General features: G+C 57.9%; 20 protein-coding genes and 1 pseudogene. 9 read left to right on the forward strand and 12 right to left on the reverse strand.

Features of this window, described 5'->3' with window-relative positions:
• The first annotated feature begins 6 nt into the window (after positions 1-6).
• Genes citD through citG form a run of 5 tightly spaced genes read left to right on the forward strand, consistent with a single transcriptional unit; the run spans position 7 to position 4,023 of the window.
• On the forward strand, positions 7-300 hold the full coding sequence (citD, locus tag AC1VYI_RS05650) for a citrate lyase acyl carrier protein (RefSeq protein WP_008499773.1): 294 nt from the start codon (positions 7-9) through the stop codon (positions 298-300).
• Entirely contained in the window at positions 297-1,172 is an 876-nt protein-coding gene (gene citE / locus AC1VYI_RS05655) for a citrate (pro-3S)-lyase subunit beta (protein WP_134867165.1), read from the forward strand. The genes citD and citE overlap by 4 nt, the downstream gene beginning before the upstream one ends.
• A 10-nt stretch (positions 1,173-1,182) precedes the next feature.
• Complete coding sequence (gene citF, locus AC1VYI_RS05660) at positions 1,183-2,706, forward strand: citrate lyase subunit alpha (protein ID WP_226484263.1); 1,524 nt, start codon at positions 1,183-1,185, stop codon at positions 2,704-2,706.
• Positions 2,703-3,242, forward strand: coding sequence for a citrate lyase holo-[acyl-carrier protein] synthase (gene citX, locus AC1VYI_RS05665; protein WP_134867166.1), 540 nt, complete (start codon positions 2,703-2,705; stop codon positions 3,240-3,242). The genes citF and citX overlap by 4 nt, the downstream gene beginning before the upstream one ends.
• Positions 3,220-4,023 (forward strand): triphosphoribosyl-dephospho-CoA synthase CitG, encoded by an 804-nt coding sequence (gene citG / locus AC1VYI_RS05670; protein WP_226484261.1) that lies wholly within the window; start codon positions 3,220-3,222, stop codon positions 4,021-4,023. The genes citX and citG overlap by 23 nt, the downstream gene beginning before the upstream one ends.
• Positions 4,024-4,113: 90 nt before the next feature.
• Here citG and AC1VYI_RS05675 read toward each other — a convergent pair whose 3' ends face one another.
• The 4 genes from AC1VYI_RS05675 to mutY form a co-directional block, all read right to left on the reverse strand.
• Positions 4,114-5,370: a nucleoside permease gene (locus AC1VYI_RS05675; RefSeq protein ID WP_008499767.1), complete on the reverse strand. Its 1,257-nt coding sequence runs from the start codon at positions 5,368-5,370 to the stop codon at positions 4,114-4,116.
• A gap of 272 nt (positions 5,371-5,642) precedes the next feature.
• Complete coding sequence (gene mltC / locus AC1VYI_RS05680) at positions 5,643-6,719, reverse strand: membrane-bound lytic murein transglycosylase MltC (RefSeq protein WP_482883321.1); 1,077 nt, start codon at positions 6,717-6,719, stop codon at positions 5,643-5,645.
• A gap of 56 nt (positions 6,720-6,775) precedes the next feature.
• Positions 6,776-7,048, reverse strand: coding sequence for an oxidative damage protection protein (locus AC1VYI_RS05685; RefSeq protein WP_023309138.1), 273 nt, complete (start codon positions 7,046-7,048; stop codon positions 6,776-6,778).
• Between the two features lie 26 nt (positions 7,049-7,074).
• A complete protein-coding gene (gene mutY / locus AC1VYI_RS05690; protein WP_168964397.1) occupies positions 7,075-8,127 on the reverse strand; it encodes an A/G-specific adenine glycosylase in 1,053 nt (350 codons plus the stop codon).
• 144 nt (positions 8,128-8,271) lie between these two features.
• On the opposite strand from mutY, the gene trmB reads away from it, so the two are divergent.
• The 3 genes from trmB to AC1VYI_RS05705 are packed head-to-tail and all read left to right on the forward strand — an operon-like array spanning position 8,272 to position 10,090.
• Positions 8,272-8,991 carry a tRNA (guanosine(46)-N7)-methyltransferase TrmB gene (gene trmB / locus AC1VYI_RS05695; protein ID WP_023309136.1) on the forward strand — a complete coding sequence of 240 codons (720 nt, stop codon included), beginning with the start codon at positions 8,272-8,274 and terminating at the stop codon, positions 8,989-8,991.
• A complete protein-coding gene (locus tag AC1VYI_RS05700; RefSeq protein ID WP_014885198.1) occupies positions 8,991-9,317 on the forward strand; it encodes a YggL family protein in 327 nt (108 codons plus the stop codon). The genes trmB and AC1VYI_RS05700 overlap by 1 nt, the downstream gene beginning before the upstream one ends.
• A gap of 56 nt (positions 9,318-9,373) precedes the next feature.
• Entirely contained in the window at positions 9,374-10,090 is a 717-nt protein-coding gene (locus tag AC1VYI_RS05705; RefSeq protein WP_023309135.1) for a YggN family protein, read from the forward strand.
• A gap of 82 nt (positions 10,091-10,172) precedes the next feature.
• Here the strand turns inward: AC1VYI_RS05705 and AC1VYI_RS05710 are convergent, their stop codons facing one another.
• The 6 genes and pseudogenes from AC1VYI_RS05710 to AC1VYI_RS05735 form a co-directional block, all read right to left on the reverse strand.
• Positions 10,173-10,511, reverse strand: coding sequence for an endonuclease domain-containing protein (locus AC1VYI_RS05710; RefSeq protein WP_045888334.1), 339 nt, complete (start codon positions 10,509-10,511; stop codon positions 10,173-10,175).
• A 63-nt stretch (positions 10,512-10,574) separates the two neighbouring features.
• Positions 10,575-11,717: a radical SAM family heme chaperone HemW gene (gene hemW, locus AC1VYI_RS05715; protein ID WP_045403924.1), complete on the reverse strand. Its 1,143-nt coding sequence runs from the start codon at positions 11,715-11,717 to the stop codon at positions 10,575-10,577.
• Positions 11,710-12,303: an XTP/dITP diphosphatase gene (locus tag AC1VYI_RS05720; protein WP_045403921.1), complete on the reverse strand. Its 594-nt coding sequence runs from the start codon at positions 12,301-12,303 to the stop codon at positions 11,710-11,712. The genes hemW and AC1VYI_RS05720 overlap by 8 nt, the downstream gene beginning before the upstream one ends.
• Before the next feature lie 3 nt (positions 12,304-12,306).
• Positions 12,307-12,603 carry a DUF167 family protein YggU gene (yggU, locus tag AC1VYI_RS05725; RefSeq protein ID WP_023309131.1) on the reverse strand — a complete coding sequence of 99 codons (297 nt, stop codon included), beginning with the start codon at positions 12,601-12,603 and terminating at the stop codon, positions 12,307-12,309.
• Positions 12,600-13,167: pseudogene (locus AC1VYI_RS05730) on the reverse strand (YggT family protein). Before AC1VYI_RS05730 ends, yggU begins: the two are co-directional and overlap by 4 nt.
• 21 nt (positions 13,168-13,188) lie before the next feature.
• Positions 13,189-13,890, reverse strand: coding sequence for a YggS family pyridoxal phosphate-dependent enzyme (locus AC1VYI_RS05735; RefSeq protein ID WP_134867167.1), 702 nt, complete (start codon positions 13,888-13,890; stop codon positions 13,189-13,191).
• Between the two features lie 17 nt (positions 13,891-13,907).
• Between AC1VYI_RS05735 and AC1VYI_RS05740 the strand changes: the two genes are divergently transcribed.
• Positions 13,908-14,888: a type IV pilus twitching motility protein PilT gene (locus tag AC1VYI_RS05740; RefSeq protein ID WP_047743817.1), complete on the forward strand. Its 981-nt coding sequence runs from the start codon at positions 13,908-13,910 to the stop codon at positions 14,886-14,888.
• Positions 14,889-14,898: 10 nt separating this feature from the next.
• Here AC1VYI_RS05740 and ruvX read toward each other — a convergent pair whose 3' ends face one another.
• Positions 14,899-15,315: a Holliday junction resolvase RuvX gene (gene ruvX, locus AC1VYI_RS05745; protein ID WP_059445426.1), complete on the reverse strand. Its 417-nt coding sequence runs from the start codon at positions 15,313-15,315 to the stop codon at positions 14,899-14,901.
• Complete coding sequence (locus AC1VYI_RS05750) at positions 15,315-15,875, reverse strand: YqgE/AlgH family protein (RefSeq protein WP_134867168.1); 561 nt, start codon at positions 15,873-15,875, stop codon at positions 15,315-15,317. Before AC1VYI_RS05750 ends, ruvX begins: the two co-directional genes overlap by 1 nt.
• Positions 15,876-15,907 lie beyond the last annotated feature (32 nt).

Here is a 15,907-nt window from a genome sequence, read left to right on the forward strand (position 1 = left end):
TTTATCATGAAAATTGTAAGGGAGGCGCTGGCCGGAACGCAGGAGTCCAGCGACCTGATGGTGAAAATCGCTCCCGCTCACGGCGAGCTGGAGATAGTCATCCACAGTGAAGTGATTAAGCAGTTTGGCGAACAAATTCGCCAGGTGGTCAACGACACGTTGCGCGCCATGAATGTGCACCAGGGATTAATTATTATTGAAGACAAAGGGGCGCTGGACTGTGTTATCCGCGCTCGCCTGCAAAGCGCGCTGATGCGTGCAGCCGATGAACAGGCCATCAACTGGGGGGCGCTGAAATGAGCAAACTCCGCCGCAGCATGTTGTTCCTGCCGGGCGCCAACGCTGCCATGCTTTCCACCGCTTTTATCTACCGTCCCGACTCCATCATGTTTGACCTTGAGGACGCCGTTGCCCTGCGCGAGAAGGATACCGCGCGCATGCTGGTGTTCCATGCCCTGCAGCACCCGATGTATCAGGATATCGAAACCGTAGTGCGCATTAACCCGCTCAGCACGCCGTTTGGCCTGCTGGATCTGGAGGCCGCCGTGCGGGCCGGCGTGGACGTGATCCGCCTGCCGAAAACCGACACGCCGGACGATATCTACGAGCTGGAAGGCCACCTCGAGCGTATTGAGCAGGAGTGCGGCCGCGAGGTCGGCTCCACCCGCGTGATGGCGGCGATTGAATCGGCCATTGGCGTCATCAACGCCGTGGCGATTGCCCGCAGCTCTGTGCGCCTCATCGGCATCGCGCTGGCCGCCTTTGACTACGTGATGGACATGCAGACCGAGCGCGGCGACGGCACCGAGCTGTTCTACGCCCGCTGCGCCGTGCTGCACGCCGCCCGCGCGGCGGGTATCGACGCCTTCGACGTAGTGTGGTCAGACGTTAACGACGAGGCCGGATTCCTGCGCGAGGTCGATCTGATCCGCAAGATGGGCTTTAACGGAAAATCGCTGATCAACCCGCGCCAGATTGACCTGCTGCACAACGCCTACGCCCCGACGCAGGAAGAGGTGGATCACGCCAGAAGGGTGATTGAGGCGGCAGAAGAGGGCGAGCGTAACGGCCTGGGCGTGGTTTCGCTTAACGGCAAAATGGTGGATGCACCGATTATTAACCACGCGCAGGTGGTGCTGGAGCGCGCGGCGGCCTCCGGCGTGCGTCGGTAAGGATGAAATAATGAATCAGACAGAACTTCTTCACGTGAATTTTCCCCATCTGCGGGACCTAAAACCGTTTGATACCGCCCACAGCGCCACTCCGTGGCTGGCGGACAGCGACGCGAAGCACAGCCGCAAGCTCTGCGCCTCTGTTGAAGAGGCGGTTAAGCGTTGCGGCCTGCAGGACGGGATGACCATCTCCTTCCACCACGCGTTTCGCGAAGGCGACCGGGTAATCAACACCGTCGTGGCGCTGCTGGCGCGGATGGGCATCAAAAACCTGACGCTGGCTTCCAGCTCGCTGATGACCTGCAACGACGCGCTGATCGAGCATATTGAAAGCGGCGTCATCAACCGGATTTATACCTCCGGCATGCGCGGCAGGCTGGCGGACGCGATCTCCCACGGGCTGATGGACGAGCCGGTGCAAATCCACTCCCACGGCGGTCGCGTGAAGCTGCTCCAGGACGGCGAGCTGAATATTGACGTGGCGTTTCTCGGCGTGCCGTGCAGCGATGAGTTTGGCAACGCCAACGGGACGCACGGCAAATCTTGCTGCGGCTCCCTGGGCTACGCCATGGTGGACGCGCACTTTGCCCGTAAGGTGGTGCTGCTGACTGAAGAACTGGTGCCGTTTCCGAATATGCCCGCCAGCCTGGTGCAGGATCAGGTGGACTACATCGTGCAGGTTGAGAGCGTGGGCGACCCGGCGAAAATCAGCGTCGGCGCGGCGCGCGTCACCAGCAACCCGCGCGAGCTGATGATCGCCCGCTATGCGGCGGACGTCATTGAACACTCCGGCTACTTCAAACCGGGCTTCTCGATGCAGACCGGCTCCGGCGCGGCGGCGACCGCCTGCACGCGCTTTATGGAAGAGAAGATGGAGCGCAGCGGCGTGAAGGCGCGCTTTGCGCTCGGCGGCATCACCGGCAGCCTGGTGGATCTGCACGAGAAGGGGCTCATCGAAAAGCTGCTCGATACCCAGTGCTTTGACGGCCAGGCGGCGGCCTCGCTGGCGCGCAACCCGAACCACGTGGAGATCTCCACCAACGTCTACGCCAACCCCGGCAGCAAGGCGGCAAGCTGCGACCAGCTTGACGTGGTGATCCTCAGCGCCCTCGAAATCGACGTCGATTTCAACGTCAACGTTATCACTGGCTCCGACGGGGTGATGCGCGGCGCGTCCGGTGGACACTGCGACGTGGCCGCCGCGGCAAACCTGACCATCGTCGTAGCGCCGCTGTTGCGCAGCCGCATTCCGACGGTCGTGAAGCGGGTTACCACGCGCCTCACGCCGGGCGAGAGCATCGACGTGCTGGTCACCGACCACGGCATTGCGGTCAACCCGGCGCGCCCGGAGATCCGCGAGCGGCTGCTGGAAGCCAGGCTCAAAGTTGTGGATATCAGCGCGCTTTACGAGCGGGCGATTTCTCTGACGGGCGTACCTAAACCGATTGAATTTACCGACAAAATCGTCGGGGTGATCCGCTACCGCGACGGCAGCGTGATCGACACCGTACGACAGGTGAAGGAGGAAGTGTGATTTTAGCGACACCCGTGCGGGCGGGTGTCAGTCTGGACGAACTGCTGGCGGCGAAAGAGCGCCGCGCAGCGCGCCAGGCTGACATGCTCGAGCACTATCAACAACCGGTGATTTCCCTCACGCTGGTCACGCCAGGGGAGATCAAGGACAGCCTGCGCTATCGCAACACCATGGACGTGGCGCTGCAGATGTGCGACCAGCTGCTGTGGGAAAACCGCTGGCAGGTGCTGGACCGCCAGGTTCTATGGCTCCCGACCGGGCCGGAGGCCCTGTGGTGCGTGGCCCACCCGGCGGCGGAAATCAAAGCGCACTGTTCGGATTTGGAGCAGACGCACCCGCTCGGCAGGCTGTGGGATCTGGACGTGATTTGCCCTCAGCACGGCCACGTCGGGCGTCAGTCGCTGGGGGCAAATTTAAGGCGTTGTCTGATCTGCGACGAGCCCGCTCATGCCTGTTCCCGTTCGCGCGCTCATCCTGTGGAGCAGGTGGTTTCCCGCGTGGAGAAGATGATCGATGACTGGTTTGCTCGCGACTAAACCGCGCCCGGCTGACGTACCCGCGCTTGCCGAAGCGGCGCTGTGGCAGGAGCTGGAGCTGACGCCCAAGCCGGGGCTGGTGGACAAGCTCAATAACGGTTCCCATCGCGATATGGACCACGCGCTGTTCGTCCGCAGCATTGCGGCGATTACGCCGTGGTTTTCGCGCTTTGCCGAGCTCGGTAACGCGCATGCGGATAAACCCGCTGACGCACAGCTTCGCATTATCCGCCCGATGGGGATGGCCTGCGAGCAGGCGATGTACGCCGCGACGAACGGAGTGAACACCCACAAGGGCGGGGTTTTTGCCCTGGGTTTACTGTGCTTCGCCGCCGGGCGTGTGAAACATATCTCCGTAGACAGCCTCTGCTGTGAGGTGAGTAACATCTGCAGCGGGCTGGTGTCGCGGGAACTGGCCGCGCGCGGCGGACAGGCGACGGCGGGCGAGCGGCAGTTTCAGCAGTACGGCTTAACCGGCGCGCGCGGAGAGGCGGAAAGCGGCTTTGCGACGGCGCGTAAGGCGCTGGCGCAGTGGAACGGACAGTCGCTTCACGGCCTGCTGTTGCGCCTGATGGCGGTCAATCAGGACAGTAATCTCGTCTCGCGCGGCGGCATTGAAGGGCTGCGCTACGTTCAGGGCTACGCGCAGGAATTACTGGCGAGTGGCTGGGATCGCGAGGCGTTGCTGAAGATGGATAACGCATTGATTGTACGAAACCTGAGCCCGGGCGGCAGCGCGGATTTGCTGTCTGTGGGGTGGGTGCTATCTGCAATAAAATAGCCGGGTGGCGCTAACGCTTACCCGGCCTGTGAACGGTGTTTTTGTAGGCCCGGTAAGGCGAAGCCGCCACCGGGCACAATACCGCAAAGATTAATGCGCTATTGGCTGCGCACCGTGCGGTTCACGCACGTGCTTGTACTTGAACAGCGCGATGAACGCGAAGAACAGCACCAGCGAGTACGCCGCGAAGATCAGCCACACAGGCTGCCAGTTGGTAATGCCGTTGGTGGTGTACATCTCAACCACTTTACCGCTTACCACGCCGCCCAGAATACAGCCGAAGCCGTTGGTCATCATCAGGAACATACCCTGTGCGCTGGCGCGGATTTCAGGCTTCACCTCTTTTTCCACAAACACCGAACCAGAGATGTTGAAGAAGTCGAAGGCGCAGCCGTAAACGATCATCGACAGCACCAGCAGCACGGTGCCGAACGGGCTTGGGTCGCCGTAGGCGAACAGGCCGAAGCGCAGCATCCATGCCGCGATACTGATCAGCATGACGTTTTTGATGCCGTAGCGGCTCAGGAAGAACGGGATGGTCAGGATGAACAGCGTCTCAGAGATCTGAGAGATGGACATCATCACCGACGCGTGTTCAACGATAAAGCTGCCGGAGAACAGCGGGTTGTTATCGAAGCTGTGCAGGAAGGTGTTGCCGAACATGTTGGTGATCTGCAGCTCTGCGCCCAGCAGCATGGAGAAGATAAAGAAGATCGCCATGCGTTTGTTTTTAAACAGCGCGAACGCGTCCAGGCCGAGCATGGTGCTCCAGCTCTGGTTTTTCTGCTGGTTAGAAACCGGAATGGTTGGCAGCGTCAGGGTGAAGATCGCCAGCAGCACGGAGAGCGCTGCGCCGATATAGAGCTGCATATGGCTCAGTTCGAAGCCCGCGAAGCTCACGCCCCACATCGCCATGATAAAGCCGATAGTTCCCCAGATACGGATTGGCGGGAAATCGGTCACGATATCCATATCCGCGGACTTCAGGCGGTAGTAGGAGATGGTGTTGATCAGGCCAAGCGTTGGCATATAGGCCAGCGAGTTAAGCAGGATCACCATGAACATCGCCCCCGGCGTGGTCACCTGGGCTGCCATAAACAGCGTCCCCGCGCCCACCAGGTGGCAAAGCATGTACAGCCATTTCGCACTCAACCATTTATCCGCCACGATGCCCAGCAGCGTTGGCATGAAGACAGCCGCAATACCGAGCGAGCTGTAAACGGCACCGATTGACGCACCGTCGAACTTGAGCGTCACAAACATATAGGAGCCGAGTGTAGTCAGCCAGCTACCCCACAGGCAGAACTGCAGAAACGACAATATTTTAAGCTGCAGCTTAAGGTTCATGTTACTTTCCTCACAAGTGAGCGGGAGATATGTTGTTATAGGAACATTCAGGGTTGTTATTTGATGCAATTCTATCAGTTGGCAACGATATGTTTTGTTACCTCCCGCAAAAAAATGCAATCCACATTAATTTGCAGTTTGGATTGTGATGCAAATAACATTTTCGTATGGGTGGTGTTGGATAGGTGCGGCCTGATGCCCTCACCCTGACCCTCTCCCACAGGGAGAGGGGAAACAGAACACCTTCTCCCAGAGGGGAGAAGGTGTGCCGATCACCGGCGACGATAGTTCTTCTGCGCCGTATTCACCTTATACAGATAGCGACGGGATTCCGCAGACGGGTGGCGGGTGGTGAGGGTAGAGTAGACATCCCCCGGCGCCATGCTGTTGATGATGTTTGCGGCCTGCACTTTGTCATTCGAGAAGACGCGCAGCACGCTGCCCGCGCCGCCGTTATAGGCGGTGATCACCGCATAGCGGCGTGACGTTGGGTTATCAATTCCGCCCAGGTACACATTGTTCAGCATCGCCAGGTAGGCCGTGCCGGTATCAATGTTGCTCTGCGGATCGAACAGATAGCTGCGGCTCGGCGTGCCGGATTTCCCCTGCGCGCGGAAGACGTCTTTACCGGCGCTGTGCTGCACTACCTGCATCAGCCCCAGGGCGTCGGAACGGCTTACCGCGTAAGGGTTGAACGAGGATTCGGTCTGCATAATCGCCAGGATCAGCGACTCATCCACGCCGTACTTGCGCGAGGCCTGACGCACCATCCCAATGTACTTATGCGCACGCTTGTCTAGGTGGTTCGGGACGAGGTTGATGGTGACGCTGTAGATAATCTTCAGACCGTTAGAGCGGCTTTTCAGGCGCGTCTGCAGCAGGTAGTCGGCAAATTTCGTGGCACGACCTTCCCAGCGGATCGGCTGGCCGGTCTGATCGACAACCTGGCCGTACAGGAACGGCTCTTTCGAGATCGTGATATCGTCGGCATCGGAGTAGAGATCGATAGATCCAGGATCGTCACCCATCAGCAGGGTTTTGACGATCGCCTGACGCAGTCGTGCCGCAGGGTCGGTGCCTGCGATGGTTTCAACCGTGATCGTCCCCTCATCAAAGTTGATGTGGCTTCGGGTCTGATAGGCGTCGGTGTACTTAATGTAGTCCTTCGGTCCGGCAATAAGAACTTCGTTAAATCCCCATATATTCTCGATGTTGTGGGCAAACTGCCCCATCAAAATGTCAAAACCGTTGGTGTCCTTGATCCAGGCTTCGTTGTAATCTTCGCCTTTTTTTGACGAACACGAGACAAGCAACGGCGCAACAAGGGCTAGCGCTAAAAGTTTTTTCATCATTCCGGGAGTGCGTGTTGTGTTTGCTTTAACGGCGGGGTTTCCCCCGCACGCTGTTATTTTTCCGGTGGCGTATAGCCTTCGATGTGCACGTCTTTACCTTCGAACAGGAAGCTCACCATCTCCTGCTCAAGCAGCTTGCGGTGCTCCGGGTTCATCATGCTGAGTTTTTTCTCGTTGATCAGCATGGTCTGCTTTTTCTGCCACTGTCCCCAGGCTTCTTTGGAGATTTCATTGTAGATGCGTTTACCCAGGTCGCCCGGATAAAGCTGGAAATCCTGGCCTTCAGCGTCACGCTGCAGGAAAGTACAAAAAATCGTTCTGGCCATACTCATTCCTCTTTTTCTTGTCGATGCTAAACCATTGCACCGGCACGTAATTGCTGTAACAGGCGCTCCACGGGAGCCGCCAGTCCGACTGATGGCGGTTGCGCTAAGTTATACCAGAGAGCGGTGCCTTCATCCATGCACGAGGCAAATGACGACACGGGAAGCCACATGGGTACAATATCCAGGTGGAAATGGCTGAACGTATGGCGAAACGCGGTCAGCTGCGTCAGGTTATCGGCAGCAATCCCGCGCTGTTTAAGCCATTCACGCAGCAAATCTTCATCTTCAAACTGTGGGAAGCAGTATAGACCACCCCACAGACCGCTCGGTGGACGCTGGGCGAGGAAGACCTCGTCGCCGTGCTGCATCAGCAGCATATAGCCGGTGCGCTCCGGCAGCGTCTGTTTGGGTTTCTTACCCGGATATTGCGCCCATGAATGGTTGGCATACGCCACGCAGAGATTATTCACCGGGCAGAGTTCGCATTTTGGTTTTGAGCGCGTGCAGACCATCGCGCCGAGATCCATCATCGCCTGGTTGAAACGCTCGACGCCGTTAGCCGGGGTGACCGCTTCACTTATTTCCCAGAGACGTTTTTCAACGTCCTTTTTACCCGGCCAGCCGTCGACGGCGTAGCAGCGTGCCAGCACGCGCTTCACGTTGCCGTCGAGGATCGGGAAATGCTTGCCTAAAGACAGGGAGAGAATGGCGCCTGCGGTTGAACGTCCGACGCCGGGGAGATCGGCCACCTCATCGAAGGTTTCCGGGAATTTCCCGTTGTGGCGCATGGCAACCTGCTGCGCGGCCTTGTGAAGGTTACGCGCGCGGGCGTAATAGCCAAGACCGGTCCACAGGTGCAGGACCTCGTCCAGCGGGGCGTTGGCCAGATCGGTCACCGTCGGGAAGCGCGCCATAAAACGCTCGAAGTAAGGGATCACCGTGGCGACCTGCGTTTGTTGCAACATCACCTCGGAGAGCCATACTTTGTAAGGCGTTTTTTCAATTTGCCAGGGCAGGGTTTTACGCCCGTATTTGTCGTACCAGTCCAGCACCTGGGCTGAAAATTGAGAGGCTTGCATGGTCATCGATTCGCATAATCAGGGACGCAGATTGCAGCACAGCGTCAATCTGCTGTAAACCGGATCTTTCCCATGCTTGCATAGAAGCCTTAACTTTGGATAATGCCCGTTTCCCGAACATTCTCACAAGCAGACAACTCTTTTATGAAAAACGACGTCATTTCACCGGAATTTGATGAAAACGGTCGCCCGCTGCGCCGTATTCGCAGCTTTGTCCGCCGTCAGGGCCGCCTGACAAAAGGGCAGCAACATGCGCTGGACAACTACTGGCCGGTGATGGGCGTTGAGTTCAGCGAGCAGCCTCTGGATTTTGCTGAACTGTTTGGCCGTGAAGCACCCGTCACGCTGGAGATCGGGTTTGGTATGGGCACCTCGCTGGTGGCCATGGCGAAAGCGCGACCGGAGCAGAACTTCCTCGGTATCGAAGTCCACTCCCCGGGCGTGGGTGCATGCCTGGCAACGGCCCATGAAGAGGGCGTTGAGAACCTGCGCGTGATGTGTCACGACGCGGTGGAAGTGCTGCATAAAATGATTCCTGACAATTCTTTAACCATGGTTCAGCTCTTTTTCCCTGACCCGTGGCACAAAGCACGTCATAATAAACGCCGTATCGTTCAGGCACCGTTTGCCGAGCTGGTTAAAAGCAAGCTGAAGCTGGGCGGTGTCTTCCATATGGCGACCGACTGGGAACCGTATGCGGAACATATGCTGGAAGTGATGTCGTCGCTGGACGGTTACAAAAACCAGTCTGCGAGCAACGACTATGTACCGCGTCCGGAATCGCGTCCGGTAACGAAATTTGAACAGCGTGGCCACCGTCTTGGTCACGGTGTATGGGACTTAATGTTCGAGAGGGTGAAATAATGGCAAAGAATCGTAGCCGTCGTCTGCGTAAAAAGATGCACATCGAAGAATTCCAGGAAGTGGGTTTCTCCGTTGCGTGGCGTTTCCCGGAAGGCACCAGTGTAGAACAGATCGATCAGGACGTGGATGCGTTCATCAATGACGTGATTGAGCCAAACAAGCTGGCCTTCGACGGTAGCGGTTACCTGGCCTGGGAAGGTCTGATCTGCACCCAGGAAGTGGGTAAATGCACCGAAGAACATCAGGCGCTGGTACGTAAATGGCTTGAAGACCACAAGCTCGAAGATGTCCGCGTCAGCGAACTTTTCGACGTTTGGTGGGACTAATAAAGCAGTAAGGGGCCAGCATTAGCTGGCCCATTTTGTCTGAGGGAGTGTTTAAGATGCGCAAAACGTTGCTCGCTGTTGCTTTGATGGCAACCGGATTCACCGCTCATGCGGATTATCAATGTAGCGTCACCCCGCGTGATGACGTGGTGTTAAGCCCGCAAACCGTGCAGGTCAAAGGCGAGAACGGCAATCTGGTGATTACGCCGGATGGTAACGTGACGTTTAACGGCAAGCCGCAAAACCTGACTGCCGCGCAGCGCGAGCAGGCGAAGGATTATCAGGCTGAGCTGCGTACCGCGCTGCCGTGGATTAACGACGGCGCGCTGACCCGCGTTGAGAAAAGCCGCGTCGCGCTGGATAAGATCATTACTAAAGAAGTGGGTGAGAGCAGCAACATGCGCACCCGCCTGACGAAGCTCGATAAGCAGCTTAAAGAGCAGATGAACCGCATTATCGAGACGCGCACCGACGGCCTGACGTTCCACTACAAGGCGATTGATCAGGTCCGCGCTGACGGGCAGCAGCTGGTGAATCAGGCGATGGGCGGCATCCTGCAGGACAGCATCAACGAAATGGGGGCGAAAGCCGTGCTGAAAGGCGGCGGTAACCCGCTGCAGGGCGTGCTGGGCAGCCTGGGCGGCTTGCAGACCTCCATTCAGAACGAGTGGAAGAACCAGGAAGATGATTTCCAGCAGTTCGGCAAAGACGTGTGTAAACGCGTGGTGTCGCTGGAAGATAGCCGGAAGGCGCTGGTGGGGACGCTTAAGTAAGATCTCTGCGCGTTGGGCCCCTCACCCCGACCCTCTCCCCATGGGAGAGGGTGTAATCGTTCCCTCTCCCTGTGGGAGAGGGTTAGGGTGAGGGCATCAGGCATTGCAGTCGTTGCAGAATAGCTATCAACACCTCCTCCTCATTAGCCCTGAATTCGTTATTCCAGAACCGTAAGACTTCCCATCCGTTCGCATTCAAAAACTCGGTACGTCGTGAATCATACTTCTCTTTGTTCTGATGCTGACCCCCGTCCAGCTCAACGATCAGCTTCGCCTTAAAGCAGGCGAAATCCACGATGTACGGACCAATAGGCATCTGCCGACGAAACTTATACCCAAAGAAGCGACGACCCCTGAGCAAATACCAGAGGCGTAATTCTTCGGGCGTCATTTGTTTGCGGAGTTGTTTTGATTTTTCCATCCCCGCACTCTGCCAGCCTTTCCCTCAGCCGGCAGAGCGGGATACAAAATCCTGAATAAGCCTTCAGGATTCTTCGGCGAGAAACAGCTCAAGAAGGGAGTTTAAGAACAGCTTGCCGTGCTCGGTGATCTGCCAGTATTCCTCACTCTCGGTGAGATACCCCTGGGCCAGCGCTTCGTCGATCTGCGGGCGAATCACCGACTCCGGCAGCCCGGTGTAACGCGCAAATTCCGCGCGCGGCGCGGCTTCCAGCAGACGGAAGCGGTTCATAAAGAACTCAAACGGCTTATCCGCCGCCTCAACGTCGTGCTGACGCTCCAGGTAGCGGCCTTCCATGTATCCGCGCGGGTGGCGGGTTTTGGCGGTGCGCAGAATGCGCCCGTCCGGGAAGGTCACCTTGCCGTGCGCGCCGCAGCCAATTCCCAGGTAGTCGCCAAAGCGCCAGTAGTTCAGGTTGTGCTGGCACTGATAGCCCGGCTTCGCATACGCGGACGTTTCATACTGCTGATAGCCCGCAGCGGTTAGAAGCCTGTGACCCTGCTCGAAGATATCCCAGAGCGCGTCGTCGTCCGGCAGCACCGGCGGGCGGGAACCGAACAGCGTGTTTGGCTCAATGGTGAGCTGATACCACGACAGGTGCGGCGGGTTCAGTTCGATCGCCTGGCGCAGGTCGTCCAGCGCCTCTTCCAGCGACTGATCCGGCAGGCCGTGCATCAAATCGAGGTTGAAGCTGCGAAGGCCCAGCCCGGTCGCCAGATTTGCCGCGCGCTTCGCCTCTTCCGGGCCGTGAATGCGCCCCAGACGTTTTAGCTTCGGCTCGCTAAAGCTCTGCACGCCGATGGAGATGCGGTTTACGCCCGCGCGCTGATAGTCGACAAAACGGTCAGCCTCAACGGTGCCGGGGTTGGCTTCCATGGTAATTTCCGCATCCGCCGCCAGGTTCAGGCGCGCACGCACCCCGTCCAGCAGCGTCTGCATTGCCGGGCCGGACAGCAGGCTCGGCGTACCGCCACCAATGAAAATGGTCTTAACTTCACGTCCCTGTGCGTAAGCGACATCGGCGTCCAGGTCAGCCAGCAGATGCGCAACGTAGTCATCGTGCGGCACTTCGCCCTTCAGCGCGTGCGAGTTGAAATCGCAGTACGGGCATTTCTGCACGCACCACGGGATGTGAATATACAGACTCAGAGGCGGCAAATTAGCCATTACGCAGTGCTTCCAGTAACAGTTTCAGCGCGCGTCCACGGTGGGAAATCGCGCTTTTCTCTTCGCGGGTCAGTTCCGCAGCGGTTTTGCCCTCGGTCGGGACAAAGAAAATCGGGTCGTAGCCAAAGCCGCCGTTGCCAGCTGCTTCATGGGTAATCACGCCCGGCCAGCTGCCGTGGCAGACAATAGGCGTCGGGTCTTCCGCGTGGCGCATATAGACCAGCACGCAGTGAAACTGCGCGGTGCGCTGTTCGTCCGGTACGTCTTTCAGGGCGACAAGCAGCTTTTCCAGATTCTGCTGGTCGGTGGCGTCAACGCCGGAATAGCGCGCAGAGTAAATCCCCGGGGCACCGCCGAGAAAATCCACGGCCAGGCCGGAGTCGTCGGCAATCGCGGGCAGGCCGGTAATCTGCGCGGCGTGACGCGCTTTCAGGATCGCGTTTTCGATAAACGTCAGCCCCGTCTCTTCGGCGGACTCCACGCCCAGATCGGTCTGGGCAACCACGTCCAGCCCAAAATCATTTAATAGCGAGGCCAGCTCGCGCACTTTACCGGCGTTGCCGGTCGCGAGAACAACTTTCTGCATGGTTTAGTCCTGTTCTTTCAGAGCCGCGACTTCCGTCGGGATAGATTGCGGATTAAGGATTTTTACCTGTTTATGTCGCCCAAGTTCACCTTTTTCAATGATGACCTGGCTTTTGGCGACGCGAAACTGTTTTGCCAGATATTTAGTCAGATGCGCGTTCGCCTGACCGTCAACCGGCGGGGCGGTGATGGCGACTTTTAACTCGTCGCCATGCAGCCCGACAATACCGTCACGGCTGGCTTTTGGCTGAATGTACAGCCGCAAAACCAGCCCGTCAGCGCAGGTGCTTACGGCACTCATAGCGCCATCCACAGCCCCGGCAGCAGCATATCGCCCGTGGACTGTAACAGCTCAGCGATCCCCATATTAACCACGTACAGCAGCAGAACCAGGATCATCGGCGAGAAATCAATACCGCCCATCGAAGGCAGCAGGTTGCGAATCGGGCGCAGCAGCGGCTCGGCCAGTTGGATCAGCGCATATTCTACCGGACTACGGCCCTGGCTTACCCAGCTCATGATGGCCATGACCAGCAGCACCCAGAAAATCAGCAGGCCGATGGTTTTGATTAAAATCAGGACCGCCAGCAATCCAGATAATCGGCTGGAAGGTGATGACCATAAACAGCACGATCGCTTTGATAACGCTCAGAATAAACGCCACCAGCAGAGACGAACTGTCGATGGGACCCATCGCCGGGATAATGCGGCGCAGCGGTCCGACAACAGGTTGCGTGATTTTCACGACAAACTGCGAGAACGGATTATAAAAATCACAGCGGGCCCACTGCATCCAGACGCGCAGCAAAAGCGCCATCGTATACAGCTCAAGCACTGTTGAGAGCAGGAAAGTCAACGTCTTCATGGCGTTCCTCAGGTTTCCTTATTATTTTGAGTAGTCGCGCGCACCGAAAATTGCCGTACCGATGCGCACCATAGTGCTGCCTGCCGCGATGGCGGCTTCCATATCATCTGACATGCCCAGTGAAAGCGTGTCTACCGTGTTATAGCGCGCTTTAAGCGCCTCAAATGCTACAGCCATTTGCTGTGCCACGGCAAACTGCCTTTCATAACTTGACTCAGGCACAGGAATTGCCATCAGCCCGCGCAGGGTCAAGCGCGGAAGGGCGGCCACGTCTGTGGCCAGCGTATCCAGCTCACTCAGAGCAATGCCGGACTTGCTGTTTTCATCGCTGATGTTGACCTGAATCAGCACGTTGAGTGCCGGCATTTCTGCCGGACGCTGGTCATTCAGGCGGGTAGCAATACGCAGGCGGTCGATGGTGTGGCACCAGTCGAAGTGCTCTGCCACCAGACGGCTTTTGTTCGACTGCAGCGGGCCAATAAAGTGCCACTGCAGATCCGTATTCCCCTGTTCCTGGAAGTAGCGAATTTTATCCACGCCTTCCTGAACGTAGTTTTCACCAAACGCCCGCTGGCCTGCATCAATAGCTTCTGCGATGGCGCTCGCAGGCTTGGTTTTGCTGACTGCAAGCAGCGTAATTTCTTCTGAAGCACGGCCGCAGCGCGCTGCGGCGGCTGAGATTTTGTCCCGGACCTGTGCCAGGTTATGCGCAATGTCGTTCATTTTCCGAGGAGTAGTCTATGGATGTGGAAGAAATTGTGGCCCTTAGTGTAAAGCATAACGTCTCCGATCTACACCTGTGCAGTGATTCGCCACCGCGCTGGCGCAGATTAGGTCGGCTTGAACCCGCTCCTTTTCCGCCTCCCGATGTCGGAGCGTTATTGAAAGCGTGGCTCAACGATGAGCAGCAGGGGATCTGGTGGGCAAAGGGGCAGGTGGATTTTGCCGCGACGGTAACGGGAGGCCAGCGGCTGCGCGGCAGTGCCTTTAAGCAGATGAGAGGTGTCTCTGTGACGCTGCGGCTGCTGCCGCGAAGCTGCCCACAGCTCTCTTCGCTGGGCGCGCCGCGGGCGATCCCGGAACTGTTGTCCAATGACGCCGGGCTGATTCTGGTCACGGGGGCGACCGGCAGCGGCAAATCCACTACGCTGGCGGCGATGGTCGATTTTCTCAACCACCATGCTGACGGCCATATCCTCACGCTTGAAGATCCGGTGGAGTTTATCTACCAGAGCGAACGTTGTCTGATCCAGCAGCGGGAGATAGGCCAGCACAGCCCGTCATTTGCTGAAGCGCTGCGCAGCGCCTTACGCCAGGATCCGGACGTTATTCTGCTGGGGGAGCTGCGCGACAGCGAAACGATCCGCCTGGCGCTGACGGCGGCGGAAACCGGACACCTGGTGCTGGCGACGCTGCATACGCGCGGGGCATCGCAGGCGATTGAACGGCTGGTCGATACGTTCCCGGCGCAGGAGAAAGATCCGGTGCGTAACCAGCTGGCCGGCAGCCTGCGAGCGGTGCTGGCGCAGAGGCTGCTTCCCGATCTGCAGGGCGGGCGCGTCGCGTTGTATGAACTGCTGGTGAACACTGCGGCGGCGGCGAATTTGATTCGTGAAGGGAAAACGTGGCAACTGCCCGGGATCATTCAAACCGGTCAGCAGGCAGGAATGCAGAACTTTGACCAGAGCCTGGCGGAGAGACGGGCGCAGGGGCGGCTGTAGACCCCTGTGGTTAAAAGCCCTGTTCGAAATAGCTTTCGAGGATAATCACGGCAGAAGCGGAGTCCACGCTGCCTTTGTTGAGCGCACGGAAGCCGCCGTGCTCAAACAGGCCCGCACGCGCTTCGACGGTGCTGAGACGCTCGTCGTGAAGCTTCACGGAGACGCCAAAGCGGCCATGGATTTTATTGGCGAACTTACGCGCCCGGGCGGTAAGCGGCTGTTCTGTGCCGTCCATGTTCAGCGGGAGCCCAACAATCACGTCATCCGGCTGCCACTCTTTGAGCAGACGCTCGATAAGATTCCAGTCTGGCGTGCCGTCATTAGCCTTCAGGGCCGAAAGCGGACGCGCGGTACCGGTGATACGCTGACCCACGGCGACGCCAATGCTTTTGGTACCAAAATCGAAGGCCAGAAGCGTTCCGCTCATCAGGCGTGCCCCGCTACGCCAGGCATGGTCAGGATATCAATGCCAATCAGCTTCGCCGCGTCACGCCAGCGATCGGCGATAGGGGTTTTAAACAGGATATTCATGTCCGCAGGCGCGGTAAGCCAGGCGTTATCAAGGATCTCTTGCTCAAGCTGGCCATTCTCCCAGGACGAATAGCCCAACGCCACCAGCACTTCAGAAGGCTGCTCTGCGGTGCCCAGCGTTTCAAGCACGTCGCGCGAGGTCGTGATAACGGTGTTATCCGAAATTCGAATACTGGAAGAGAATACCGGCGGCGTATGCAGGATAAAGCCGCGATCTTCTGCAAGAGGTCCACCCAGCATCACCGGTTTATCAAGCCGGATTTCTGGCAGTCGCGCTTCAGCCGGTATTTTCAGCTTGTCCAGAATTCCTTCAACCTGAAGATTTTCCAGTGGTTTATTGATGATAATACCCATCGCGCCGTCTTCATTGTATTCACAAATATAAACCACGGCGCGGCGAAAAATCGGGTCCTGGAGAGCAGGCATGGCAATAAGAAAGTGATGCTGTAAATTCATTGTCAGAGGTACTGTTTCCTGGTTTAAAAAGC

The organism is Enterobacter sp. QK-SA4, from assembly GCF_056856775.1.